24 protein-coding genes are annotated in these 24,591 nt (G+C 53.5%); all 24 read left to right on the top strand.

Going from position 1 to position 24,591, the window contains the following annotated elements; genetic code table 11:
• Position 1: 1 nt before the first annotated feature.
• The 24 genes from ODJ80_RS02985 (at position 2) to ODJ80_RS02870 (ending at position 24,542) form a co-directional block, all read left to right on the top strand.
• A complete protein-coding gene (locus ODJ80_RS02985; protein ID WP_263040863.1) occupies positions 2-1,213 on the top strand; it encodes a hypothetical protein in 1,212 nt (403 codons plus the stop codon).
• Entirely contained in the window at positions 1,210-3,096 is a 1,887-nt protein-coding gene (locus ODJ80_RS02980; RefSeq protein WP_263040862.1) for a DEAD/DEAH box helicase, read from the top strand. Before ODJ80_RS02985 ends, ODJ80_RS02980 begins: the two co-directional genes overlap by 4 nt.
• 92 nt (positions 3,097-3,188) lie before the next feature.
• Entirely contained in the window at positions 3,189-3,815 is a 627-nt protein-coding gene (locus tag ODJ80_RS02975) for a hypothetical protein (protein ID WP_263040861.1), read from the top strand.
• A gap of 787 nt (positions 3,816-4,602) precedes the next feature.
• A complete protein-coding gene (locus tag ODJ80_RS02970; RefSeq protein ID WP_263040860.1) occupies positions 4,603-5,130 on the top strand; it encodes a hypothetical protein in 528 nt (175 codons plus the stop codon).
• Positions 5,121-5,390, top strand: coding sequence for a DUF4314 domain-containing protein (locus ODJ80_RS02965; RefSeq protein WP_263040859.1), 270 nt, complete (start codon positions 5,121-5,123; stop codon positions 5,388-5,390). The genes ODJ80_RS02970 and ODJ80_RS02965 overlap by 10 nt, the downstream gene beginning before the upstream one ends.
• Before the next feature lie 60 nt (positions 5,391-5,450).
• On the top strand, positions 5,451-6,281 hold the full coding sequence (locus tag ODJ80_RS02960; RefSeq protein WP_263040858.1) for a DNA adenine methylase: 831 nt from the start codon (positions 5,451-5,453) through the stop codon (positions 6,279-6,281).
• Positions 6,263-6,541 carry a type II toxin-antitoxin system PrlF family antitoxin gene (locus ODJ80_RS02955; protein WP_263040857.1) on the top strand — a complete coding sequence of 93 codons (279 nt, stop codon included), beginning with the start codon at positions 6,263-6,265 and terminating at the stop codon, positions 6,539-6,541. The genes ODJ80_RS02960 and ODJ80_RS02955 overlap by 19 nt, the downstream gene beginning before the upstream one ends.
• Before the next feature lie 13 nt (positions 6,542-6,554).
• Entirely contained in the window at positions 6,555-7,067 is a 513-nt protein-coding gene (locus tag ODJ80_RS02950) for a SpoVG family protein (protein ID WP_263040856.1), read from the top strand.
• A gap of 31 nt (positions 7,068-7,098) precedes the next feature.
• Positions 7,099-13,194 carry a VaFE repeat-containing surface-anchored protein gene (locus tag ODJ80_RS02945; protein ID WP_263040855.1) on the top strand — a complete coding sequence of 2,032 codons (6,096 nt, stop codon included), beginning with the start codon at positions 7,099-7,101 and terminating at the stop codon, positions 13,192-13,194.
• Between the two features lie 55 nt (positions 13,195-13,249).
• Positions 13,250-13,585, top strand: a complete 336-nt coding sequence (locus ODJ80_RS02940; protein ID WP_263040854.1) for a DUF3852 domain-containing protein — start codon at positions 13,250-13,252, stop codon at positions 13,583-13,585.
• Positions 13,586-13,696: 111 nt separating this feature from the next.
• Complete coding sequence (locus ODJ80_RS02935; RefSeq protein WP_263040853.1) at positions 13,697-14,107, top strand: HEPN domain-containing protein; 411 nt, start codon at positions 13,697-13,699, stop codon at positions 14,105-14,107.
• A 31-nt stretch (positions 14,108-14,138) separates the two neighbouring features.
• Positions 14,139-15,071, top strand: coding sequence for a conjugal transfer protein TrbL family protein (locus tag ODJ80_RS02930; protein ID WP_263040852.1), 933 nt, complete (start codon positions 14,139-14,141; stop codon positions 15,069-15,071).
• A gap of 11 nt (positions 15,072-15,082) precedes the next feature.
• Positions 15,083-15,349 carry a hypothetical protein gene (locus ODJ80_RS02925; RefSeq protein ID WP_263040851.1) on the top strand — a complete coding sequence of 89 codons (267 nt, stop codon included), beginning with the start codon at positions 15,083-15,085 and terminating at the stop codon, positions 15,347-15,349.
• 12 nt (positions 15,350-15,361) lie between these two features.
• Positions 15,362-16,768, top strand: coding sequence for a class B sortase (locus ODJ80_RS02920; RefSeq protein WP_263040850.1), 1,407 nt, complete (start codon positions 15,362-15,364; stop codon positions 16,766-16,768).
• Positions 16,769-16,803: 35 nt separating this feature from the next.
• On the top strand, positions 16,804-18,684 hold the full coding sequence (locus ODJ80_RS02915; protein ID WP_263041026.1) for a VirB4 family type IV secretion system protein: 1,881 nt from the start codon (positions 16,804-16,806) through the stop codon (positions 18,682-18,684).
• Entirely contained in the window at positions 18,684-19,061 is a 378-nt protein-coding gene (locus tag ODJ80_RS02910; RefSeq protein ID WP_263040849.1) for a hypothetical protein, read from the top strand. The genes ODJ80_RS02915 and ODJ80_RS02910 overlap by 1 nt, the downstream gene beginning before the upstream one ends.
• On the top strand, positions 19,046-19,954 hold the full coding sequence (locus ODJ80_RS02905; protein WP_263040848.1) for a CHAP domain-containing protein: 909 nt from the start codon (positions 19,046-19,048) through the stop codon (positions 19,952-19,954). The genes ODJ80_RS02910 and ODJ80_RS02905 overlap by 16 nt, the downstream gene beginning before the upstream one ends.
• Before the next feature lie 5 nt (positions 19,955-19,959).
• Positions 19,960-20,217 (top strand): hypothetical protein, encoded by a 258-nt coding sequence (locus tag ODJ80_RS02900; RefSeq protein WP_263040847.1) that lies wholly within the window; start codon positions 19,960-19,962, stop codon positions 20,215-20,217.
• Entirely contained in the window at positions 20,211-20,933 is a 723-nt protein-coding gene (locus tag ODJ80_RS02895) for a DUF4314 domain-containing protein (protein WP_263040846.1), read from the top strand. The genes ODJ80_RS02900 and ODJ80_RS02895 overlap by 7 nt, the downstream gene beginning before the upstream one ends.
• The gene (locus ODJ80_RS02890; protein WP_263040845.1) at positions 20,917-21,558 is read left to right on the top strand and encodes a hypothetical protein; all 642 of its coding nucleotides are present in this window, start codon (positions 20,917-20,919) and stop codon (positions 21,556-21,558) included. Before ODJ80_RS02895 ends, ODJ80_RS02890 begins: the two co-directional genes overlap by 17 nt.
• Positions 21,555-22,142 (top strand): hypothetical protein, encoded by a 588-nt coding sequence (locus tag ODJ80_RS02885; RefSeq protein WP_263040844.1) that lies wholly within the window; start codon positions 21,555-21,557, stop codon positions 22,140-22,142. The genes ODJ80_RS02890 and ODJ80_RS02885 overlap by 4 nt, the downstream gene beginning before the upstream one ends.
• An 18-nt stretch (positions 22,143-22,160) precedes the next feature.
• A complete protein-coding gene (locus tag ODJ80_RS02880) occupies positions 22,161-23,222 on the top strand; it encodes an amidoligase family protein (RefSeq protein WP_263041025.1) in 1,062 nt (353 codons plus the stop codon).
• Between the two features lie 14 nt (positions 23,223-23,236).
• Entirely contained in the window at positions 23,237-23,722 is a 486-nt protein-coding gene (locus ODJ80_RS02875; protein ID WP_263040843.1) for a gamma-glutamylcyclotransferase family protein, read from the top strand.
• A 61-nt stretch (positions 23,723-23,783) separates the two neighbouring features.
• Positions 23,784-24,542, top strand: coding sequence for a Fic family protein (locus ODJ80_RS02870; protein WP_263041024.1), 759 nt, complete (start codon positions 23,784-23,786; stop codon positions 24,540-24,542).
• The last annotated feature ends 49 nt before the right edge of the window (positions 24,543-24,591 follow it).

The raw sequence follows: 24,591 nt of genomic DNA, 5'->3' as shown, positions 1-24,591 counted from the left end.
CATGCACCTTTTAAAAGATGGGCTCGAAAAACATATCATATTTGAAACAAACTTAACGCGCAAACTGACCATTGACGGTATCACCCAAACCTATCCGGTCTACAAAATTAAGCTGGATCAACTTTATTTCAATGACCAAAACGACCGCATCGCCACTTGGATAAGCCAATATCGATCTCAACATAATGGCTGCGCACCTGATCCAACAGACCGCGAAAATTACAACAATATCATTGAACAATTTATTGTAGAGAGCAATCCCGATGCGATTCGCAAAACAAAAAATAACATTAAAATGACTGATCAACGGGAACCTGGCGTAGTACTTTCTGACGGCAGAATTATTGATGGAAACCGTCGTTTTACTTGTCTACGGCAGCTTGCTGCTACTGAGGAACGCTTTGGCTACTTCGAAGCTGTTATTCTCGATAGAAGCATCGAAAACAATTCCAAACAAATAAAAATCTTAGAATTAAGCATTCAACATGGTGAGGAAAGCAAAGTAGACTACGACCCAATTGAAAGATTAGTCGGTATCTATACTGATATACTTAGCACTAATTTGCTTTCCGTCAGCGAGTATGCCAGAAGTACAAACGAAACGGAAAACGAGGTTAAAAAACGTGTAGAACTAGCGCAATTGATGGTAGAATTTCTCGAGTTTATCAACGCTCCCGAACAATTTTATATTGCTCGGGAATTGACAATTTACTCCACACTGGAGGAACTTCAAAAACTATTACACAAGTGCCGCACAGAGGATGAAAAAGAAGAACTCAAAAACAGTGTTTTCACCAATATTCTTGTTCGGCCCGCCGGCGACATGGCTCGTTTCATCCGCGGATTTAAAAATATTATTGGAAGTGATTATCAATCTGATTTTCTAAATGAACAACATGAAATCGCCGCCCAAGTTATCGATACATTGCCTTCAGCACAGAAGATGAACACTGATGTCATTCGTGATACTATCCGGACAAATGAAGAGTTTACCGATAGTCTGGAACGCTCTATGGACAAGTATCTTGCCCGCTCTAAGAAAACCGAAACTCGGAATCGTCCCATTCAACTTGTAGAAAAAGCGACAAATTTTCTTGAGAGCATTGACACCAATATTCTCTTAAAACTTAATGATAGTGAACTAAAACGGATGCACCATCAACTCGACTTATTGGAACAAACTCTTGCTGAAGTCAAGGAGAATCTCCCATGATCAACTGGTTTTTAGACTACACAGACCGACTTCGGCTAGTCCTGCCAGCAGGAGAAGCGCAAAAACTGTATACTAGCAGTTTTTTTAAATTATCTTTGCGCCGTTATTTCTCTGGTCAAGAAGATGATGTCTTCGTGGCCAAGCTTTCACTTACCTATCTCGATTTTAAACGTATCATTGCACTCTGCAAAAAAGAATGTGAGAAGCGCCAAGTATCGCTTCAAATTTCCTCATCTCTGGAGCAGTACATAAATCATAGGGAAAATTTCTTGACCCAGCGAGCTAAGCTAGGTATTGAGATTCAAAACCATTCATCTAAATTAGAAGTAACTTTCCAAGCCTATAAAGATATAGTGAACTCCTCCATGATTCGCCCACTGCGGGAACAGCAAATGTGGGACTCCTTTTTTATGTGCTCTATGCGTCGCTCAGCCAATTTTTCAGTGCCTGGATCTGGCAAAACCGCTTCTGTACTCGGAGTGTATGCACATCTGAAACACAGTGGCCTGGTTCAACGAATCATGGTAGTTTGCCCCAAAAACGCTTTTGGTTCTTGGATAGATGAATTTACTGCCACCTTCGGAAACCGTGACCCTCTTAAAGTTCTAAATCTGCAGGATTCCTGTTATCCCAATGCAACGGCTCGTCAAACAGCTTTGCGCTATGATGCCGGAAATAGGAATCTGATTTTGGTCAACTACGAACTAGCTGGCAGTGTGCTAGCAGACCTTTGTGAGCTAGTACAAAGAGACACTCTCCTTGTCTTTGACGAAGTTCATAAGGTAAAAAAAGTGGGGGGCGAATACGCTCGTGCAGCACTTGAGCTATCCAAGTCCGCTTCCACTTTGGTCGCTATGACTGGTACCCCGATTCCAAATGGGTATATAGATATTTACAACCTGCTCCACATTCTTTTTCCAGATGAATATGAGGAAATGTTTGGGTTTCCTACTTCCGTACTGAAAGCACCTTCTTCGGCCGAAGTGGATGTTATAAATAACAATCTTCGTCCTTTCTTTTGCCGCACAACAAAATTCCAACTGGATGTACCACCTGCCAATCCGGACAAGTTAGTAGTATGTCCTGCAAGTAAAGAAGCAGAACGTCTTTTATCTCTTTTACAGATGAAATATCGTAATAATGCATTGGCGCTTTTCCTTCGTATTCTCCAGCTAGAAAGTAATCCCAAATTGCTATTGAGCCAATTAGACTTGCGTGATTTTGAATATCTGCTGGACGATACCAAGCCTGTGCATGAGATCGACTTCTTCGATTATAGCGCCGAAGTTCAAGAACTTATTACACAGTGCCCCCCTTCCGCAAAATTTCTCAAATGTATAGAAACAGCCCTCTCTCTAGTAAAAGCAGGGAAACCAGTAATTATCTGGTGTATCTTTATTGATTCAATCGAACAACTTTCTACTACGCTAGAACAAGAAGGCGTCAACACTCGCTGTATCTACGGTGCAATTCCCTTGGAGGAAAGACAACAGATTTTAAGTGACTTCCGTTCAGGACGTATTCAAGTTCTGCTTACCAATCCCCACACCTTAGCTGAATCTGTTTCCTTGCACTCTGTATGTCACGATGCAATTTATTACGAATACAGTTATAATCTGGTTCACTTGCTTCAATCGAAAGATCGTATTCACCGTCTTGGATTACCAAAGGGGCAATACACACAGTATACCTTTCTACAAATGGAATACCAGATAGAAGACGGACCTTGGTCCCTAGATAGAGCAGTTTATTCTCGTCTTAATGAAAAAGAAGAAACTATGTTAAAAGCAATCGATCATAAGATTCTAGAAGCTATGCCCACTAGCAAAGATGACCTTGAAGCTATTTTTAAGCAGATGCGAATGATGGCTGCCAGTACCTAAGATAGTCTTGTGAACATACGCTTTTCTATGTTTATCATGGTTTATCATGTTGTAGCCCCAATCATCTCAATACGTGAAACAAGGAGGTCCATATGGACACGCGAATGATAAAACCGGTTTCTAGCGCCAAGGACAAACAAAGAACGTATTCAGAACAAATGACCCGTTACAACAAAGCGATTCGTGGAGAATTTTATTTGGAGGCACTTCTTATCGATTATGCTATGCTGGAAGACCGTTTATATGCTATACTATATCATATGGCTTTTATAGCAAACCGTAAAACTTTAAAAATCTGGAAGAAAACGAAACCATACTTTTCGTCTATTGTTGAAAAATACAAAGATCCTGAAGAAGCGCTCACAATAAGTGCCGCTAAAATGAATAGTAAACTCAAAGTAGTTCGTTGTATTCTCCGATGGGCAAGTACCACAGAGCGCAGTCGCTTTGAAACTCCCTATCTATGCGCGCTTAAACACCAATGTGAACGTCTAGATATTGCTGTCTTTTTAAGCATTTTAGATAAAATTGAGCAGTGGTGCAGCTACCGAAATGAAGTGATACATGCGCTTCTAAACAAAAATACAGACAGTCTATATTCTGAGCTGAAAACACAGGCTACCTGCGGCATGGAATATGCTCGGTTTCTAGATTCACAAGAGAAGCTTATAAAAAGAGGAAACAAAATTCGCAAAAGTGTGAATGCACCAAACACATAAAGCGAAAGACTTTAAAGCTAAGATAAAAGTCTGCAAAAATTCATCATTCCGCACACTGCTGTTCCATATTTTGCAAGGCAATATTCCGCCCCCTCACTTGGAAGCACAAGAAAAATGAAGGTAACTATAAACACACAGATGGCATTCTCAGATTAAAAACAGATAAGTAGGTCTCTTAATAACATAAGTTCCTATATACTCTTACACTTTTCTAAAACGGTATAGTAAATCATTATATAAACACACAATAGAATGTTCTCATTGATGATGCAATGCACAGCAAATCTTCTCTTTCCTTATTTACGTAATCACGGTCTACTTGTCATCAAAGCTATTTCCTCGCAGCACCAAATCAGCATCGCTTGTTTTCCAGCTTGCGAGAAAAAGTGGGCAACATTGCCTCTTCTCCGCTCTCTGGTGCGCTCCTCCCACATCCACTCCAAAACCGCGTGCCGAGGGTTCAAGTCCTTCTGCCCCTGCCAGGTTTACTTGCCAAAAATGATGCAAGTACGAAAAAAGCCCGGAATTCCGGGCTTTTTTCGCGTTTTCAGGGCCGAAAAAGGCCCGTCACAGCGTGACGTTTTTGAATGATGTGGAAAACCTTCGAAGGGATTCGAACCCACGTAAAACCATCACCTAACAGAATATGTGCCGGGCCAAGGCCGGAATCGAAAGAAAACTTTCGACTCCGGCCTTTTTCTTTTTCCCACAACAAAATATTTTTTCCAGGGCGATCTGAAGAAAATCAGGTCGCCCTTTTTCTATTTCCGATGAAAGGAGAAAGCCCATGCCCCTCTTCACCACCAAACCCACAGACCAGTTCTTCGAGCGCTTCATGAAGCACCAGCCAAATTTCAAGCCGGACGCTCCAGAGGCCGACCGCATCCAGGTCGAACTGGACGCAGAAAAAGAAAGGAAGGAAACACACGCCATGATTTACCGAGATGAACGCCACCAGCACACCTTTGAGAAAGAGGCCGCCATGCGGCCCGAAAGCATCAGCCGGCCCCTGCTTGCCGCCCTGTACCTGTTCACGGCGGACGGCAACCTGTGGAACCAGGTGCGGGACCAGGTCAGCCTCCGGCGGGTGTATGTGGACGAGATGCGGCCCAAGAATCTCACGGGGACCAGCTACGTCTACTTTGCCGCTGCTAAGGACATTATGAGCGGCACTCGAAACATCCAGCTCATGGAAATCACGGACCCGGCGCTGCTTTCCATGAAATCCTACATGATTCTCTGCACCGCCTTGGCCATGCGGGCCTTTGGTGTGGAGCGGGCCAGCCGGATTCAATTTGAAGCAAGATGGGAGTGATATATTTGTTGTACCACAGAGATTTTGTAGAGCGCATGAGAAAGCAATACCCGCCCGGCACCCGGGTGGAAGTTGTCTCCCTTTGCAATGAGGAAGAACACTTGAAGCCCGGCATGAAAGGCACGGTGGTGGGTGTGGACGACCAGCCCGCACTCCTGGTGAACTGGGACAACGGCAGCAGCCTTTCCCTCTTAATCGGAAAAGACCACTTCCGGGTGGTGCCCCAGCAGGAGGAATCCCCGGGCATGACGATGAACTAACCCTACTTAGCAATCAACTGACAAAGGTGGTGATGAACTATTCAATCCATTATTCCCTGGGTGGGCGGCAAGCAAGCCCTTTACCCAACTATCCTTCAAAGATTTCCCCCTGGATTCCGAAATATGATTTACGTGGAAGTGTTCGGGGGCGGCGGGTCCGTTCTTCTCAACAAGGAGCGCTCCGTCCGTGAGGTACTCAACGACGCCAACGGCAACCTGATTAACCTCTATCGCGTTGTTCGGGAGCACCCAGACGAACTGAAAGACCGGCTCCTGTACGTCATGCACAGCCGGGAGGATTTCAAAATTGCCCAGCGGCGGCTGGCCCAATTCTCCTATAAAGATGATATCCTGCGGGCGGCGGATTTCTACCAAGTCGTCCGCCAAAGCTACGCCGGCAATGGAAAACAGTTCAGCCCTGTGGCCCGGAGTATGTGGGCGGGCTTCCCAGCCATTGACCGGGTCGCTGGCAGGCTCCAGGGCGTCACCTTGGAAAAAGAAGATTTCGGTGTCATCTTCCAAAGGTACGATTCGCCCAATACCTATTTCTACCTTGACCCGCCCTACGTTTTTACAGAGGATTACTACCCAGGCAATATCTTTCTTCGGAAAGACCACGCCCGGCTGGCGGCCATCCTGCTGGGCGCCCAGGGGCTGTGGCTGCTGTCCTACAACCTGTGCCCGGAGGTGTTGGAGCTGTACCAGCAGCCCGGCATCTTCATTGAGCAGGTGGACCGGATCAACAACATGGCCCAGCGGTACGAGGGCGGCGCCGTTTACCAGGAAGTGCTCATCTCCAACTACGACACAAGGCAATCTGCCCAGGCCCAGCTCTACCTTTTTGAGCCTGCGGCGGAGGAAAGGAAAATACTATGGAACGGACTGTATTGAGAATTTTGGGAAAGAGAGGGCGCACCACCATCCCCTGGCCCATCCGGAAGGAGCTGGACTTCGGCGCCGGGGACGTGCTGCTGTTTGAGGCCGACCCGCCTGACCGGGTGGTCATCACCCGGATGGAGGTGTACGAACCGGAGGAAGCGGAGGAACCTGACCTCACCGGTGACATCTTCACCGAGGCGTTCCGCCGTCTACCTCTGAGCCAGCAGTACCGGCTTTTGGCGGCCCTGCTGGCCGACTTCCACTTACAGTGAGAAAGGAGACACTATGGCAACCAGAAAAGAGAATATCGACATCGAGTACGATGAACCCCAGCGGGAGGCCACGCTGGGCACAGCGGAGTCAAACGGCCCCTACGAATCGCAAGACCCCGCGGACTGGGTGCCGCCCATGACCGTGCGGATCTATCCCATCTCCAAGCCCAGGACCAAGCTGCTGGCCACCGCCAACGTCAATATTGCCAAGAGCTTCGCTGTCCAGGGGTTCCGGATCTATGACTCCAAGAATGGCCTGTTCGTCAAGGAGCCTCAGCGCAGCTACATCAAAAACGGCACGGAGATGACCTCCTCCGTATTCTTCCCCGTCACCAAGGAAGCCCGGGACGCGCTGTACAGCCAAATTCTCAACTCCTACGAGATGGTAATGGAGCAGCAGGAGCGCCAGCATCCCAACCAGAAGGATGAGCTGGAAGAATTGCTGGACGGCGACCTCCCTTTTGAGGAATCCTATGACGCGCCGCCTCCCCCTATGGACGAGGACGCCCCCGTTATGAGTATGTGAGCCGCTCTCTTACGAGCAGAAAGGAAATACCATGACACACACCAAAAAGACAATACTCGCAATGCTATTGGCAGTGGTGCTGATGTTCAGTTCCCTGCCTTTTTCTGTTTCCGCCGATGAGGTATCCAGTGAACTTCCTACGGAAAGCACCGTGGAAAGCCAGCCGAAGGAATCACAGGCAGAGAAAGAAGAATCTTCTCAAACAGAAAACTCTATTATCATCTCGGACAGCTCCGGGGACGTTCCCGTGCTTTACGCGCAGGACCCCTTCAACACGGTGAAATCCGAAGTGGAGGGCGGCACCAACTACATGACTTCCGTGGGCGTCACCCGGGAAAGCATCGTCCGGGAGCTGGAAGCTCATGAGGACGACAACTACTACCTGGGGACCCCCTACGAGGGCGGCGACGCTCAGTCCCCCAACGGGGACACCAGTTACAACGGCCACGCTGGGCTAAACTGTGCCGGGTTTGTGTCCTATGTCCTTCGCAAAGCTGGCTTGGATGCCGAAACCACCATGGAGATCATGCACCAAACACCCGTGAGTCAGTTCGGCTCCGGCCTGCCTTACGACTGGCTGGCAGGGGCGTCCAACTACAAAAACCTCATTGAAAACGGCAATATCAGCGCTTACGCCTTCCGCACCAAGCAGGAGCTGCTTTCCAGTGGCTTGGCCGAGAAAGGTGACATCATCTTGATGTGGTGGAGCAACTCCCCTGGCGCGGACGGGGCCGACAATCACATCGGTTTCTTCTGGGGCGAGGCCAGTGACGATGACGTCATGTGGCACAGCGGGACAGAACCCAGCTCCGGCAACCAGATTTCCGAAATCACCCCCAAGACGCCGGGCAGCTTCTATATCCTCATCAAGATCGAGCCTTTGCAGCCCAAAGACTACCAAGTGACCTTGACCAAGACCTCCGCTGACGTATCCATCACCCAGGGCAACAGCGCTTACTCCCTGGCAGGGGCCACCTACAACGTTTACAAAGGTACCAGCGGTACTGGCAGCGTGGTGGCCACGTTCACCACGGACGAGGCAGGCCACGCCACTCTGTCCACTCCTTTGGAGGATGGGACTTACTCCGTCAAGGAAGTGACTCCGCCCAAGGGCTACAAGCTGGACACCAAGGTGTACACATTCACTATCAATGGGGCGGATACCAGCTTGTCGGTGGAAGACGAGCCTGGGACTTTGACCCTCAAGCTGAAGAAAAAGGACTCCCAGACCGGCAGCACTCCCCAGGGCAACGCGACCTTGGCTGGAGCCGTGTACCAGGTGAGTTATCAAAAAGGCGGCCAGACCGTGACGGAAGAACTGACCTCCGATGCCTCCGGCAATTTGGGAACTCTGGAGGGCATCCCCTTTGGTACCGTTACTGTAAAGGAGCTTACCGCCCCAGAGGGGTACCGCCTGGACACCGAGGTGCATACCTACACGGTGGACGGTTCCCAACTGGTGGGTGACACCTACACATTTGAGGTAGACGATCTTACCGAGGATGTAATGCGGGGTGGGCTGAGCATCCAGAAGCTGGATTCTCAGACAGGGACGACACCCCAGGGCGATGCCAGCCTGGAGGGAATCGTTTTTGAGATTGTCAACAACTCCCAGAACGCCGTGGTGGTGAACGGCAATACTGCCGCCCCCGGCCAGGTTGCCATGACCATCACCACCAACGCGGCGGGCGTGGCAACCACTGGGGAGAACGCTTTGCCCTATGGTGAGTACACCGTTCGAGAGGTTTCCACCAACGATTCTATGCTCCAGACCTTTACGGAAGAAATTTCCGTCACCATTGACTCTGATGGAGAGATGCTAGAGTACGAGGCGGAGAATGAGGTAGTCCGGGGCGGCATCGACCTGGAAAAGCAGGACAGCGAGATGGGGGCAACGCCCCAGGGTAACTCTTCTTTTGCGGGCATTGATTTTGAAATCATCAACCGCAGCACCAACCCCGTGGTGGTGGGCGGCCAGACTTACGCTGTGGGCGAGGTGGTAATAACCATCACGACCGACGAATCCGGTACTGCAAGCACTGGCAACGATGCCCTTCCCTACGGCACCTACGAGGTTCGGGAGTCCCAGACTAATGAATCCATGTTGCCTACCTGGACCGGGGAAACGGTCACTGTGCGGCAGAATGGACATTCTGTGGCGGTCACCGCCGTGGATGAGGTGGAACGGGGCGGCCTCAGCGTGGAGAAGCAGGATAGCATCACCGGCTCCACACCCCAGGGCGATGCCAACTTCGAGGGGATCAATTTCCAAATCATCAACAATTCCAGGAATCCCGTCATGGTAGAGGGACAGAAGTACCAACCCGGCGAGGTGGTCAAGATTTTGGTGACGGACAGCGAGGGCAAGGCTTCTACTGCCGATGATTTACTGCCCTACGGTGAATATATTCTCCATGAAAGCTCCACCAACGAGTCCACGCTGCTGACGGCTCCCGACCAGACCGTAAACGTCACCGATGACGGCGTCATGTACGAGTTCACTATGGCCAATGAGGTTGTCAGGGGCGGCGTCTTGATTGAAAAGCGCGACCTGGAATCCGGGCTGCTCACTCCCTTGGGCGGGGCCAGCTTGGACGGCACCCTGTTCGAGATTACGAATAAGAGCGTGAATTCCGTGTATGTGGACGGCGCTCTCTACGCCCCCGGCGAGGTATGCGCCACCATCGAGGTGGTGGATGGAATTGCTCAGACCGATGCCCGGGCCTTGCCTTATGGCACCTACCAAATGGTGGAGAGCAAGCCTGGGGAGGGTTACCTCCATACCGATCAGACCGTGCGCTCTTTCCAAATCCGCAAGGATGGAGAAGTCATCGAGTTCCGGGATGGCGATGCAGCCTATAACCAGGTCATCCGTGGCGACTTGCAGTTTGTCAAGGTGGGCGAGGGCGGAGAATCCAATATGCACCGGTTTGCCAACGTGGCCTTTAAGCTCACTAGCCAGACCACTGGGGAAAGCCACATTCTCATTACTGACGAGAATGGCGAAGTGCGGACGGAATCTAGCTGGAATCCGCATTCGCAGAACACTAACGGTAACGACGAAATCACCGATGAAACTTTGTGGGATGACCACAACGGCACCTGGTTCGGATTGACCACCGAGGGCTGGACGGTAGATGTCCAGGACGAGCTGTGCGCTCTGCCTTTCGATACCTACACCTTAGAGGAACTGCCCTGCGAGGGAAATCAGGGGTACGAGCTGGTGAAGGTTCCCAACATTACCATCTCCCGGAATAACACCACCATCTACCTGGGCACCATCGACGACCAGTTTGAGGGCATCCCCGAGATTGGCACCACGGCTACGGTGGATGGAGAACACGTTGCTGAGCCTGCCGGGGAAGTTACCCTCATCGACACTATTTCCTATAAGAATTTGAAGGTTGGAGAAACCTATAAAATCTCTGGTGTACTGATGGACAAGTCTACCGGTGAGCCCTTGCTGGTCAACGAGCAACCGGTTACCACTGAGTTGGAGTTCACCCCCACCAGTTCGGAAGGGTCGGTGGAACTGACCTATACTTTCGATGCCTCCGCCCTGGCGGGCAGGTCCGTGGTGGTGTTCGAGGACTTGTACCAGGACGAAAATGCGGTGGCATCTCATGCCGATATCAATGATGAGGGCCAGACTGTCACCTTCGGCCAGCCTGAGATTCGCACAACAGCAACTATTGATGGAGAAAAGACCGCCAAACCTGCCGAGCAGATTACCATTACCGACACTGTGGAGTACAGCGGGCTGACGGCAGGCCAGGAGTACAAGCTGGTTGGCGTTCTGATGGACAAGGAAACCGGCGAACCCCTGCTGGTTGGTGAGGAACAAGTGACGTCCGAGGCCACGTTCATCCCTGCCGAGCCGAACGGCACCATCGATGTGCTGTTCACCTTTGACGCCACCGGCCTGGAGGGCAAATCGGTAGTAGTTTTTGAAACTCTCTTCCAGGGAGAAACGGAAATCGCCAGCCATGAGGACATCGAGGACAAGGGACAAACCATCATTTTCACCGAGCAACCCAGCATTGGCACCACGGCTACCGTGGATGGCCAGCACACCGCTAAACCCAACGGCAAAATCACCATCGTGGACGTGGTGGAGTACACCGGCCTGACCCCTGGTGAAACGTACACCGTTTCCGGCGTCCTTATGGATAAAGCTACTGGAAACACCCTCTTGGTGGATGGCGCGGAAGTCACCGCTGAGGTGGAGTTCACCCCCGAATCCGCCGATGGCACCGTGGAGCTTACCTACACCTTGGATGCCAGCTCTTTGGCTGGCACTTCCATTGTGGTCTTTGAAACACTCTACTCTGACGGTGTGGAAATCGCCGCCCATACGGATATTAACGATGAAAACCAGACTGTGGAAATCACGGAACCGGAGAAACCCACCCTGGGCACTACCGCCACCGTGGACGGCCAGCATACTGCCGACCCCGTAGGTGAAATCACTATTGTGGACGTGGTTGCTTACTCCTCCCTGACCCCCGGCAAAACCTACACCGTTTCGGGTGTCCTTATGGACAAGGCCACCGGCGAGCCTCTCCTGGTGGACGGGGCGGAAGTCACTGCCGAGGTGGAGTTCACCCCCGAATCCGCAGATGGCACTGTGGAGCTGACCTATACCCTGGACGCCAGCACCCTGGCGGGAACCACCATTGTGGTGTTTGAAACACTATATTCTGATGGGGTGGAAATTGCCGCACACGCGGATATTAACGATGAAGCACAGACCGTGGAGATCACCGAGCCGGAAAAACCCACCTTGGGTACTACCGCCACAGTAGACGGCCAACACACCGCTAATCCCACCGGAGAAATCACCATTGTGGATGTAGTGGAGTTCACCGGTCTAATTCCTGGTGAAACGTACACCATTTCCGGTATCCTTATGGATAAAGCCACTGGGGAACCTCTCCTGGTGGATGGTGCGGAAGTTACCGCTGAGGTGGAGTTCACCCCCGAAGAACCTAGCGGAACCGTGGAGTTGACCTATACCCTGGACGCTAGCACCCTGGCGGGAACCACCATTGTGGTGTTCGAAACCCTCTATTCCGATGGGGTGGAGATTGCCGCCCATGCCGATATCAACGATGAGGCTCAGACCATCACCATCAACCCCAAGGGCGGGCTCTTGATTAAGAAATCGTCCGAAGATGGCGTGCTGGAAGGGTTCACTTTCCTGGTGGAGGGTGAGAATTACAGCCAGACCTATACTACCGATGGCGCGGGGAAAATCTACATCGAGGACCTGGCCCCTGGCGAGTACACCATCACCGAGCAGGAGTCTGAGTTGACCGCCCGGTACGAAATTCCCGCAGGCCAGACCGTCACGGTGACGGCGGATGATGCTACCACCGTGGAGTTCTACAATCGGCTACTGCGGGGGAAGATCACTGGCCACAAGACCGGAGCAGAGCAGGCTCCCTTGGAGGGCGTCACCTTTGGACTGTTCTCTGCTGACACAACCGAATTTTCAGAGGAGAATGCTATTGCCACAACGGAGACGGACGAAAACGGAGAGTTTTTCTTTGAAGCTCCCTACGGCGGCTATCAGATAAAGGAGCTGGAAACCGCACCTGGCTACGTCACTATGAAAGAGTCCATCGCTGTGGAATTGGACAAGACCGACGTGGACCTGGAGGACATCGCAAACTCCCAGACCGTGGTGCATTTCTCCAAAGTGGACAAGGATACCGGCGAGGAACTGCCCGGCGCTGTGCTGGAGCTGTACGCCCCGGACGGTTCCCTCCTGGACACCTGGGAAACCACCGACATTCCCCATGTCATCCCCGGACTGCCTGTGGGCGAGGGGTATATTCTGCGAGAGGTAACCGCTCCGGAGGGATTCGAAGTTGCCGAGAATGTGACCTTCAACGTGGAGGACACCACCGAAATCCAGACCATCACCATGGAGGATGAGAAAACGCCCGACCAGCCGGAGGAGCCAGAAGAACCTGAAACCCCCGATGAGCCAGACGAACCTACACCCTCTGTTCCGCAGACCGGCGGCAGTAGAGCCGTGATATGGGTATCCGGCCTGCTGATTCTCGCTCTGCTGGGATTGTGTATCACCATTCCCCTGCTGCGGCACATCAATAAACAATAAATTGTGGAGGGCCGTGGAAACGCGGCCCTCCAACATTTTGATTGGAGGAAATGCTTTGAACAGAAAAAGAAAAATTCTCGCGAGCGCGCTCACCGCCGCCCTGCTGCTTACCTTGAGCATCCCAGCTTTCGCTACCTCCGGGGATGTGGCGGGCGCCGTGGAGCAAACCTGGACCAGCGCACAAGGCCAAATTAAGACGGTGGTAAATAACGTAGTTTTTCCAGTTTTGGACGTGATTCTGGCCGTGCTTTTCTTCGTTAAAGTAGGCTCAAGCTACTTTGAATATCGGAAGCATGCCCAGGTCGAATTCGCCGGCCCAGCCATCTTGTTCGCCTGTTTGCTGTTCACTTTGACCGCTCCCCTGTATATCTGGGGCGTGGTGGGAATGTGAGGAAACCGCAGGTTTCATCACAAGCGAGTTTTGTTTGGAGGTTTGAAAAACCTCCATTTCGCTCCGCGAAACCACAAAACATCGCGAGACACTTAGAAAGGTTGGTGAACGATGAACCCAAGAAACAATAAGGCGGAGTGGTTCCGCTATGCAAAAATGTATGCTAGGGCAGCCAGCTTTCTCATGGAGAAAACTCCGCCTGTGCATAACACCGTCTGCTACTTGAGTTTTCTGTCAGCGGAATGCTCCATGAAAGGCTTTTTGCTTCAAAACCATCTGCGTCCCGTCCCGGACACTCACGACCTGAGAGAGCTTTGCCAACTGTGCGCTAGCTTTCAAGCCGGTTACCTGGAACTGGAGGATGACTGTGATTTTCTCACCCAGTTTGCCACGCCCTCCGGTTTTCCCTCCTTTGAGCGGGCCACGCAGGAGGACGCAGAGCAGGCACTAGACACCCTCCAGGGAATCCTGGAATTGTCGCAATCTCAGAAACATTCCCAGGGGCCTACCATGACTATGTAAAAAAACTAAAAAAGGAAAGGGGTGAACCCCTATGTTCAGCTGGCTGGAGGGCTTAGTCAGCAGTATCGCCTCCTCCATAGGCGGGGTGTTCGAGGGCATCGGCGACACCATCGTCAACGCCATTTGGGACAACCTGGTGAAGTGGCTCTTCAACGCCTTCTATGATTCCATCGCCGATGTGTTCTCCCAGATGGGCGACATGGGCGCGGAGATTTTCGATTTAAGCTGGATCGAGTCCGCCGTCCACCTTTTTTTCCTCTTCGGCTGGGTGTTGTTTGGCGTGGGCGTCATTGTGGCCGCCTTTGACCTGGCGGTGGAGTACCAGAATGGCCGGGCAAATATCAAGTCCACCATGCTCAATGTGCTGAAAGGATTTTTCGCCGCTAACCTGGTGACGGTGGTGCCGGTAAACCTTTATACCTTCTGCATCAGCCTGCAAAACGTGTTTCTCAAAGATTTGGCAGCGGACTATGTAGGCGCGCAAAGTTTCAACCTGGGGGAAGTAGCTCTCAAGGTGCTGGCGGCAAAGTTCGGCCCGCCCACCGTGGGGCCAGCCCTGGGGCTGCTGAATTTACTGACCCTCATCGCTCTTGCCTACTGCGTTCTAAAAGTGTTCTTCGCCAATATCAAGAGGGGCGGGATTTTGCTCATCCAGATGGCGGTGGGGTCGCTCTATTTGTTTAGCGTCCCCCGGGGCTACACAGACGGCTTTTCCCAGTGGTGCAAGCAGATCTTCGCTCTATGCCTGACGGCCTTCCTCCAAACGGCACTGCTGTTTCTAGGGCTGCTCACGTTCCAAGACAATCTCTTGCTGGGACTGGGCATCATGCTGGCGGCTGGGGAGGTGCCCAGAATCGCCCAGCAGTTTGGCTTGGACAGTTCTGTCAAGGTCAACATGATGAGCGTAGTCCACGCCACATCCACTGCCGTCAACATGACAAAGAATATCGCAAAATCTCTTTGAGGTGTTTGACTATGAAACTCTACATTTACCCCCAAAACCTGAAAGCCACCGCCAACCTGTGGCTGTGGAGCCTGCGGGATTTTGCCCTCATCTGCGTAGGGCTGCTCCTTTCCCTGGTGGCCCTGACCCAGATGGGCCTGCTGTTACCCCTGGCGCTCACGGGTGCCTTTGCTTTCCTCTCCATCCGCATGGAGGATCTGACGGTCTTAGACTATATCCGTTTCGCGGCAAAATTTACCATCTCCACCCAGCAGGAGTACCGCTGGGCGGAGCACTGAAAGGAGGCAATCTTGAACAAGCAGAAACGAAAAAAGCGTGGGAAGAAATCGGTGCAGAACCTGCTGGGGCTCCAGGGCTTCACCACTTATGGCCTCAAGACCACCGGCGGGGAGCTGGTGTATTTCTCCATCCAGCCCACCAATATTTCCGTGCTGTCCCACGTCAACATTGAAATCAAAATCCAGCACCTGCTCATGGTGCTCACAGCCCTGCCCCACCTGGAGGTGGCCTGTCTGGACTCCGCCCAGCGCTTCGACGACAACCAGCAATTCATGGAGAGCCGCATCCGCCAGGAGGATAACCCCAAGGTGCGCTATGCCTTAGCGCAGGACCGGGAGTTTCTGGACTCCATCCAGCTGGAGATGTCCACCGCCCGGCAGTTTGTGCTGGCCCTGCGCTTTAAGAATGAAAAAGACAGCCAAATATTCTCCAGAATCAACGACGCGCGAAAAGCCTTGCATGACGAGGGCTTCGAGGCGCGGCGCATGGGCCCATCGGAGGTCAAACGGATGCTGGCCCTGTACTTCGAAGCCTCTATGACCGGCGACCAGATCCCCGATGTGGAGGGCGCAGAAAACTTCGACCTCACAAAACTGAGGTGCTACCTTATGAAGAAAACCGTGTTAGTTTTAATCACTTTTACCCTGGTCATCGCCGTGGCAGGCAGCGGCTTCTGGCTGGTGCATTACTTCATCGACAGCCGGGAGCAGCGCCAGACGTATGAAACTCTAGCGGAGGAATTTGTGCTGGAAAGCGCCCCAAGTGTTCGGCCCGACAGCAGTTCCTCCCTGGTTTCCTCTGTTGACACCGGAGAGAGCGATGTGGGTTCCCCTGTGGCCGACCTGGACGCCCCGCCCCGGCACGACCTGGCTGCCCTAGCAGCAGAAAACCCCGATTGCGTGGGTTGGCTCACCATCCCAGACACAGGAATCGACTACCCTGTCATGCACACGCCGGATACCCCGGAGCATTATCTGCGCCGGGATTTCTACGGTGAATCCGCCAGCGGAGGGACACCCTTCCTGGATGGTCGCAACGCTGCCCAGGCAGAGGGCCAGAATTTGATTTTGTATGGCCACAACATGATGGACGGCAGTATGTTTAAGCCGCTCATTAGCTACCTGGAGCCTAACTTCCGGGAGACGCATAAGGACATCTTCCTGGAGCTGAACGGCAAACAGTACCGCTACAAGGTGTTGGCCGTGGTGGAAACTTCCGTGGATTCTTCCATCTACCGCTATACGGGGTTGGGCGATCCGGAGAAGGAATCCGCCTTCCGCTCCGCCTTGTTTGGCGCCGCCGACCTGGAAGTTATCCACCACACTGAGGGTTATCTCACCCTCTCCACCTGCAACAATGGAGGCGGGAGCAGCCGGGTGCTGGTCATCGCGGCCCTTGCCGGGGAGGTGTCTCAGTGAGCAGAAAGAAAAAGAAAGAAGAAAAACGAGAGCAGATGGCTATCAAGGACTTTTTCGACCGCATCCTGCCCGGCGTCCTCAAGTTCTATTCTGACCACTACATCTGCGGGGATTCTTACCGCTGTGTGTGGGCCATCAAGGAGTACCCGCCCTCAACCGAGGAACAGGCAATTCTCAGACAGCTGGCAGACCGCACCCATGTCACCCTACGGATCTACAACCGGCTGGTGGACCATGCGGAACAGCACCGGATCATTCAAAACGCCAACCGGCGCAACCGGCTTCGCTTCGGCGGGGATGACATCCAAGAGATGGTGGACGCAGAGCATAATTTAAAGGACGTGAAGCAGCTGTTGACCAATCTGCGGACCAACGGTGAGACTCTCCTGCACACTGCCGTGTTCATCGAGCTAAAAGCCGCGGACATGGATAAACTGCGGGAGCTGCAATCCGACGTCATGATGGAGCTGACCCGGTGCAAAATCAGCGTGGACAGGCTGACCCTCCGCCAGCTGGATGGGTTCCTCTCGGTGCTGCCCTTCGGTTACAACCACTTTGGCTCCCAATACGAGAGGGTGCTCCCCGCCAGCTCGGTGGCCAACCTCTATCCTTTCAACTATTCCGGCAAGACCGACCCCCATGGGTTCTACCTGGGGAGGGATAAGTTTGGCACCAACATTCTCACGGACTTTGACCGCCGCTCCGATGACAAAACCAACGCCAACGTGCTGATTCTGGGCAACTCCGGCCAGGGCAAGTCCCATCTGCTCAAAGGCATCCTCGCCAATTTGCGCGAGTCCGGGAAATCCCTCATCGTCCTGGACCCGGAGCAGGAGTACCAAGAGCTTTGCGAAAATCTGGGCGGGTGCTACTTGGATTACCTGTCCGGGGAGTACGTTATCAATCCGCTTCAACCCCAGAATTGGGACGAAGACCCGGTCAACGAGGACGATGAGCGCACCCCCGAGCAGCGTGACGCTGCACCCATATCGCGTTTCCCAATAAGCGAATCGGGGAAGCTCGCCCCCGCGCCGGAAACTTCCGTTGTACCCGTCCCCGGCCCTTTTCAAAAAACCACCATGCTCTCCCGCCACATCTCTTACTTAAAAGACTTTTTCCGCTCCTATAAGGACTTCACCACTGCCCAGCTGGACACCATTGAGCTGATGCTCCAAAAGCTGTACCGGCGCTTCGACATGGACGACTACACGGACTTCTCCCAGGTGGCCCCTGAGAAGTTTCCCACCATGTCCGACTTCTATGACCTGCTGGAAGAAGAATACGATTTGTACGATGCGAAGAAGAAAAACCTCTTTTCCGAGGAAACTATCCAGGAGGTGTGCCTGGGGCTCCACTCTATGTGCAAGGGGGCGGAGAGCAAGTATTTCAACGGGCATACCAATATAAGGGACGATAAGTTCTTAGTGTTTGGCGTGAAAGGTATCATGGAGCTCAACCGCAGCCTGCGGGATGCTCTGCTCTTCTCCATTCTCTCCTACATGACCAACGCCCTGCTGGGCGCCGGCAACTATGTGGGCGCGCTGGACGAGTTGTACCTATTCCTCACCAATCTGACAGCCATAGAATATATAAGAAATCTCATGAAGCGTGACCGGAAGAAAGACTCCCTGTTGGTACTGGCCAGCCAGAATCTGGAGGATTTTCTGCAGCCCGGCGTGCGGGAGCTGACCAAGCCCCTTTTCAGTATTCCTACCCACCAATTTCTGTTCAACCCGGGCCAGTTGGAGCCAAAAGCGTTCTGCGACACCCTCCAGCTGGAACAGGCCGAGTTCGAGCTCATCCGCTACCCGGAACGGGGCACTTGCCTTTATAGGTGCGGCAATGAGCGGTATCTGCTGCAGGTCCACTTCCCCGAATTCAAAGAAAAAATGTTTGGAAAGGCAGGTGGACGGTGATGGAACACCAAAACCGCTATGAAGCGATCTTTCGCTTGGCGCTGGCTTACGCCAAGACGGTGGCAGAGGTCTCCGAGGGTGGCGACGCCACTGGGATGCGGGCTGCCCTCTCCTATGTGGGAATGGTGGCGGCGCAATACAGCCAGGTGACCGGCAAGGAATTCGATGTGCGCTACTCTGTTTCTTACGGAGAGCATGGCGCCCGTCTTCACCTTCATGAAACCTCTCTCGTCCAGAGGACGGCGGAGCCTGGAGAAGAACTTCCCCAAAAAGGTTCCTGCCGCCAGCTTTATGAAAACAGCCCTTTGTTTGAAGTGTTCCATCAGAGCCAAACAGAGGATGAAACACAGGAGGATGGCCCATGTCTGCGACTCTAGGCGCGGCCCTGAAAAAGATTGCCGTGGCCCTCCTCACCGACCGGCGCAACTGGGAGAAGCTCGCTGTGGCGCTGTTCGCGGTGCTTCTTCTCTTTCTGCTGCCTATCCTCTCCGTGGAGGCCATCTTCCAGGCGGACATAGACTGGGACAGCCCGGAACTGGTGTCTGCTGTGCTGGAGGAATTGGATGTGGGCAGCCTGGGCTTCTTGGAGAGCTCCAACGACATTCTCACCCAGCTGCAAACCGCGTTGAAAGAGGCGGGCTTTGGTTTCGACGAATTCCGCAAAGCCCAGGCGCTATACTGGTTGGCGCTGTCGCCTTACGCAGAGGAAGCAGGTTTCATCGAGAAGCTGGTGGGCTGCTTCGCCACAGACCAGACCAATGAAGAACTGGTTGCCAATGTCAACGCCGCCTTTGGCACGGACATTGACCCGGAGGAATTCGAGAAAATCCTGGCCACCACCGCCAGCGACATGGTAGCTGTGGCACAGAGCCAAATCGGGCAGACTGGAGGGCAACCCTATTGGAGCTGGTATGGATTCTCCAGCCGAGTTGAATGGTGCGCCATTTTTGTATCTTGGTGCGCAAACCAGTGCGGTTACATCGACGCGGGAATCGTCCCCAAGTTCGCCGGCTGCGGCGTGGGCGTGCAATGGTTTCAAAACCGGGGCCAGTGGCTCCCCGGCAGCGCTACCCCCGAGCCGGGAATGGTCATTTTCTTCCAGTGGTACGGCAGCGATTCTCTCATCGCCGACCATGTGGGAATTGTGGAACGGGTGGAAAATGGCCGGGTCTACACCATAGAGGGCAATTCCAATGACCAAGTGTGGCAAAACAGCTACCCCATCGGCTACGGGGAGATCAAAGGGTACGGGGTACCCATTACAGATTAGAGAGGATGATGACTATAAAACTGCGGGACTATTTGCGGCTCCACCCCAACCAGGGCGTGGAGCTGCTCACGGAATTTGGCTATTACACACTGACAAAACAGGAAATCAAAACCCAGCTTCGCAAGCACGGGGCCGTGCGTTCAGTGACGGGCAGACCTCTGTCCTTTGACACCCTGCTGGAGCAGGAGGTGCTGGATGAGCAGCCCGGCGACCAGCCCCTGCTGCGGACAGGCAGAAAAGAAAGAAGGGACGAGCCATGCTGACCTTTCAAAAATACGTGTATTTCATGCGGACGCAGTTCCCACCTGGGAGCCGCGTTCTTTTATTATCCAACGACCAACCCAAACCTGTGCCGGACGGCACCATGGGAACACTGACGGAAATCGATTCGGCAGGCCGGTTCCTGGTGAACTGGGACACCGGCAAGCGCACAGCCCTCAACCTGGAGGACGACCACTTCCGTATTTTCCAATCCGACCCAATGGAGCTGAAGCTGTACTTCCCCCTCCACGGGGAACTTTACACCCGCAATGAGTGGGGCGACCTGGCAGACGACCCAGAAGAATTGGCGGGCAGCGAGCTTGCCCCTTACCTTGGGGACATTCGGGAGGCCCTCCAGGAGAACCAGCTCCCAGAGGAGCAGGAGCGCGGGCTGATGCACTGGTACAGAGAATCCGATACCCTGTCCTGGAAAGTGAAGTCCGCCTTCTTCGATGTAGAGATACAGGATGGACAGCTTTGGGGCGTGGCGGATTGCCAGCTCTTGGAATCCCTGGAGGGGGATGAACTTAACCGCCTCACCACCTATCTGGCGGGACAAGCCAGTGATGGCTGGGGCGAGGGCTTCGAGCAGCAGGAGATCCCCGTGGGCCAGGGCCTGCTCTATGTCCACCTGTGGGACGGGCAGGATTGGGAAATGACTACCACGGAGCCGGAGCAGAGAGAGAAAGGAGAGATGAGGTTTGGACAAAGTCTTTAAAGTGGAGATAACCAACGGTGAGCCGAACGGATACCTTTCTGCCACCTTTCTGGACCTACCGGCCAGCGAAAATGAGTACATCCAGGCCCAAATCCAAGCCAAGGTCGCTAACTCTGAAAAAATGGAAACTGAGGTGCTGCAGGTCTACCAAGGACCGGTTACCACTGACATGGTGGACGGCACTCCCTTTTCCGAACTCAACACCCTGGCTGCTGTCCTCTCCCAACTGGATAACACCCAGGAGTTCGCCCTGGAGGGGATGCTGAAGATCCGCCAGGAAGCAACAGGCGTCCAGGAGATCCCCGTTTCGGATATCCTCCACATGGCGGACAACACCGACCGGTGCATGGTGGCTACCCACATTTGGGACCACCTGGCCCTGGGACATCTTCTCTATGAAACAGAACTCATGCCCGAGAGCGCCGCCCGGCTGCTGGATGTGACCAAGGCAGGTTCCGAGTATCAGAACGAGCTTCTCACCGTCTGCGCGCACCAGTGGCAGCGGGAGACAAAAGGCGTGTTCGTGTCCCAGGGGTATGTGGAGCCTGACCCGGAGTTCCTCCCCTTTCTGCTGGGGCAGAAGCAGAGCCAGGACGAATCGCCACAGATGGGGATGTCCCCATGACCAGAAAAGAAAACCCACTGGAAGAACTGGAAAAAGCCTACGCCCAGTGGGAGAGCTTATACAAGCAGGGCGGCAGCGACCCTTTCTATCCGGACGGTGTCAACCTCAACCTGGTGCGGAACCACATCCTTTACTTCAAACGGCAAATCGAGGAAACCCAGCCCCTGTACAAGAATAGTGAAGTGTACCAGCGGGAGCTGCCTCCCCAGGTAGAGGACAGCTACATGGCCCGAGCAGAGGAAATCCGCGCCCATGCCAAAGACGCTCTCGCATCCTACAAGGCCGATCCTTACTACCAGTACCTGCTCCACCACCGGGAAAAACTGGATGACGCCGGCCTCAAGAAAACCTTCATCCGTCCTGTGCTGAACTACGCACAGGCCCTGGAAACAGCCATCCAGGAGGACGACCTGGTTACCATGCGCCGCCATGAACGGGCAGACCGTTACCTGGATTCTTTCCGTTCCTGCGCTGTGAAAGTACGGGATGTGCTGGAAAGCCAGGAGCTGAATCTGTTCGCCCTGGCCGCTCAGGACGTTTTCCCTTTCCCGGAAGAAGAACCCATCCAAGGGATGACAATGTAGGGTGGTGATAGCACGGACCTGCGCCAGCTGCGCTTCGGCATCGAGGTGGAGATGACCGGGATCACCCGGGAAAGAGCCTCCCAAGTGGCGGCGGATTTTCTGGGCGGGGAGAGCCGGTACCTTGGTACCTACTACAAAACCTACGCCGCCACAGATGCCCAAGGCCGGGAGTGGAAATTCACCTTTGACGGGAGCATTGACCCGCAGAAGCGAGAGCACGGCGAGAAAGTAGACGCCGACGCGACCTACAAAACCGAAATGGTCAGCCCTATCTGCACTTACGAGGACATCCCCACCATTCAGGAATTGGTGCGGCAGCTCCGTCACAAGGGGGCCTTTTCTAACAACAGCTGCGGCATCCATATCCATGTGGAGGCGGCGGCTTTCAATGCCAGGACCCTGCGCAACTTGGTAAACATCTTTTACAGCAAGGAAGATCTGCTGTTCTCCGCCCTGCAGGTGCGGGAGTCACGCTGGGGTTACTGCAAGCTCATGGACGAGCGCTTCCTCCAAGAGCTCAACCGCAAACGGCCCCAGACTATGCGGGCTTTCCAGAAGATCTGGTACGGCGGCGAGGACGGCAGTAATACCCACTATCACGATTCCAGGTACCACGCTCTAAACCTCCACAGCGTGTTCTCTCACGGCACCGTGGAGTTTCGCCTTTTCAACTCCACCGTGGAGCACGCTGGGAAGATCAAGGCGGACATCCAGCTGTGCCTTGCCATCTGCGCCCAGGCCTTAAATCAGCGAGCAGCCAGCCACACCAAGACCCAGACCACCAACCCGGCTTACACCTTTCGCACCTGGCTGCTGCGCTTGGGTATGATCGGGGATGAGTTCGCCACTGCCCGGAAGCACCTCCTGGAAAACTTGGAGGGCAACCTGGCCTGGCGTGACCCGGCCCAGGCAGAGCGCCAAAGAGAGAGGATGCGCCAAGCTGCCCTGGAGCGCCTGCCCCAGCCTGATAGTTATCCACACGATGAACATGACCAATTCGAGGATCAACCGAGCGATGAGCCAGAGAATGTTCAAGAAAATGACCAGGACGAAGATCAAGGTTTTACCATGCAAATGTAAAGTGAAACGGAGGAATGAATTTGAAAACAAAACTCTACTTAGCCTACGGCAGCAACTTGAACCTGGGCCAGATGGCCCACCGCTGCCCGGACTCCAAGGTGGCTGGCAAGGCAGAGTTGCCTGGCTACCGCCTGCTGTTCCGGGGCGGACAGCACAACGCCCACGCCACCATTGAGAAAAGCGAGGGGCACACTGTTCCCGCCCTGTTGTGGAAGGTGAGTGTTCGGGACGAAGCACTGTTGGATCGGTACGAGGGGTACCCGTACTACTACGACAAGGTGCAAATTCCGGTGGAGCTGGACGGCAAGACCGTCTCCGCCATGGCCTACGTCATGCAGCCGGGATTTGCGTGCAACAACCCTTCTTCGGTCTACCTGCACACTGTTCGAGATGGGTACCAGGCCGCCGGGTTTGACCAGGCCATTCTGGACCAGGCGCTGGTGGAAACCAGGCAAGAGATGGAACAGAAAGCAGAGATGAAGGGGCAAACTATGTGGTGATTCCTCTTGCCATCCGTTCGCCCGCATGGTATATTTTTAGAAAGGAACCGAGGTGACACCCATGGATTTTGACCGTCTTCTTCAGAAAAGAGAACAGCTTGCGAAAATGTGGGATACCATCCCCCAAGTGGCCAAGGAGAAGCTGGAGCGCAGTTTCGATATTGAATATGCCCACAACTCAACCGCCATCGAGGGGAACACCCTGACTCTCATTCAGACCAAGGCCATCCTGGAGGACGGTCTTTCGGTAGGCGGCAAGACCCTGCGGGAGATCTATGAGGTGGCAAACCACAACAAGGCGTTCGACTATGTGAAGCAGTGTATCGCGGAAGGCCGCCCCCTGGACGAACCCACGGTCAAGGACATCCACGCGCTGCTCATGGAAAACATCCTCACCGGCGGTGTGTACCGCAATGTGGAGGTGCGGATCACCGGCGCGGGCTTCAAACCTCCCATCCCCAGGGAGATGTATGTTCAGGTAAAGAACTTCTTTGCGGACCTGCCCTGCAAGACGGACTTGAATCCCATAGAGCTGGCTGCCTGGACCCACGCCGAGTTTGTTCGTATCCATCCCTTTGAGGACGGCAACGGCAGAACCTCCCGGATGATCATGAACTACCAACTGCTGCTCTCCGGTTTTCAGGCGGTGGACATCAAGAAAGAGGAACGTCTCTCCTACTATGAAAACCTGGAGGCTTACGCTGTGCAGGGCGACCTTCACCCCTTCGCTGAGATGATTGCCGACCTGGAGGAACAGCGCTTGGACGAGTGGATCACTCTAGCGCAGGAACAAACACAGGCCCCACAGATGAATATGTAAGGAAAGCCCTTGCCCACTCTCACGGCAGGGGCTTTCCTATTTTTGGAAA

This window comes from Acutalibacter sp. LFL-21 (assembly GCF_025630755.1).
GTDB classification, from domain to species: Bacteria; Bacillota; Clostridia; order Oscillospirales; family Acutalibacteraceae; genus Acutalibacter; species Acutalibacter stercoravium.
This window is presented reverse-complemented; position numbering and strand designations above follow the sequence as displayed.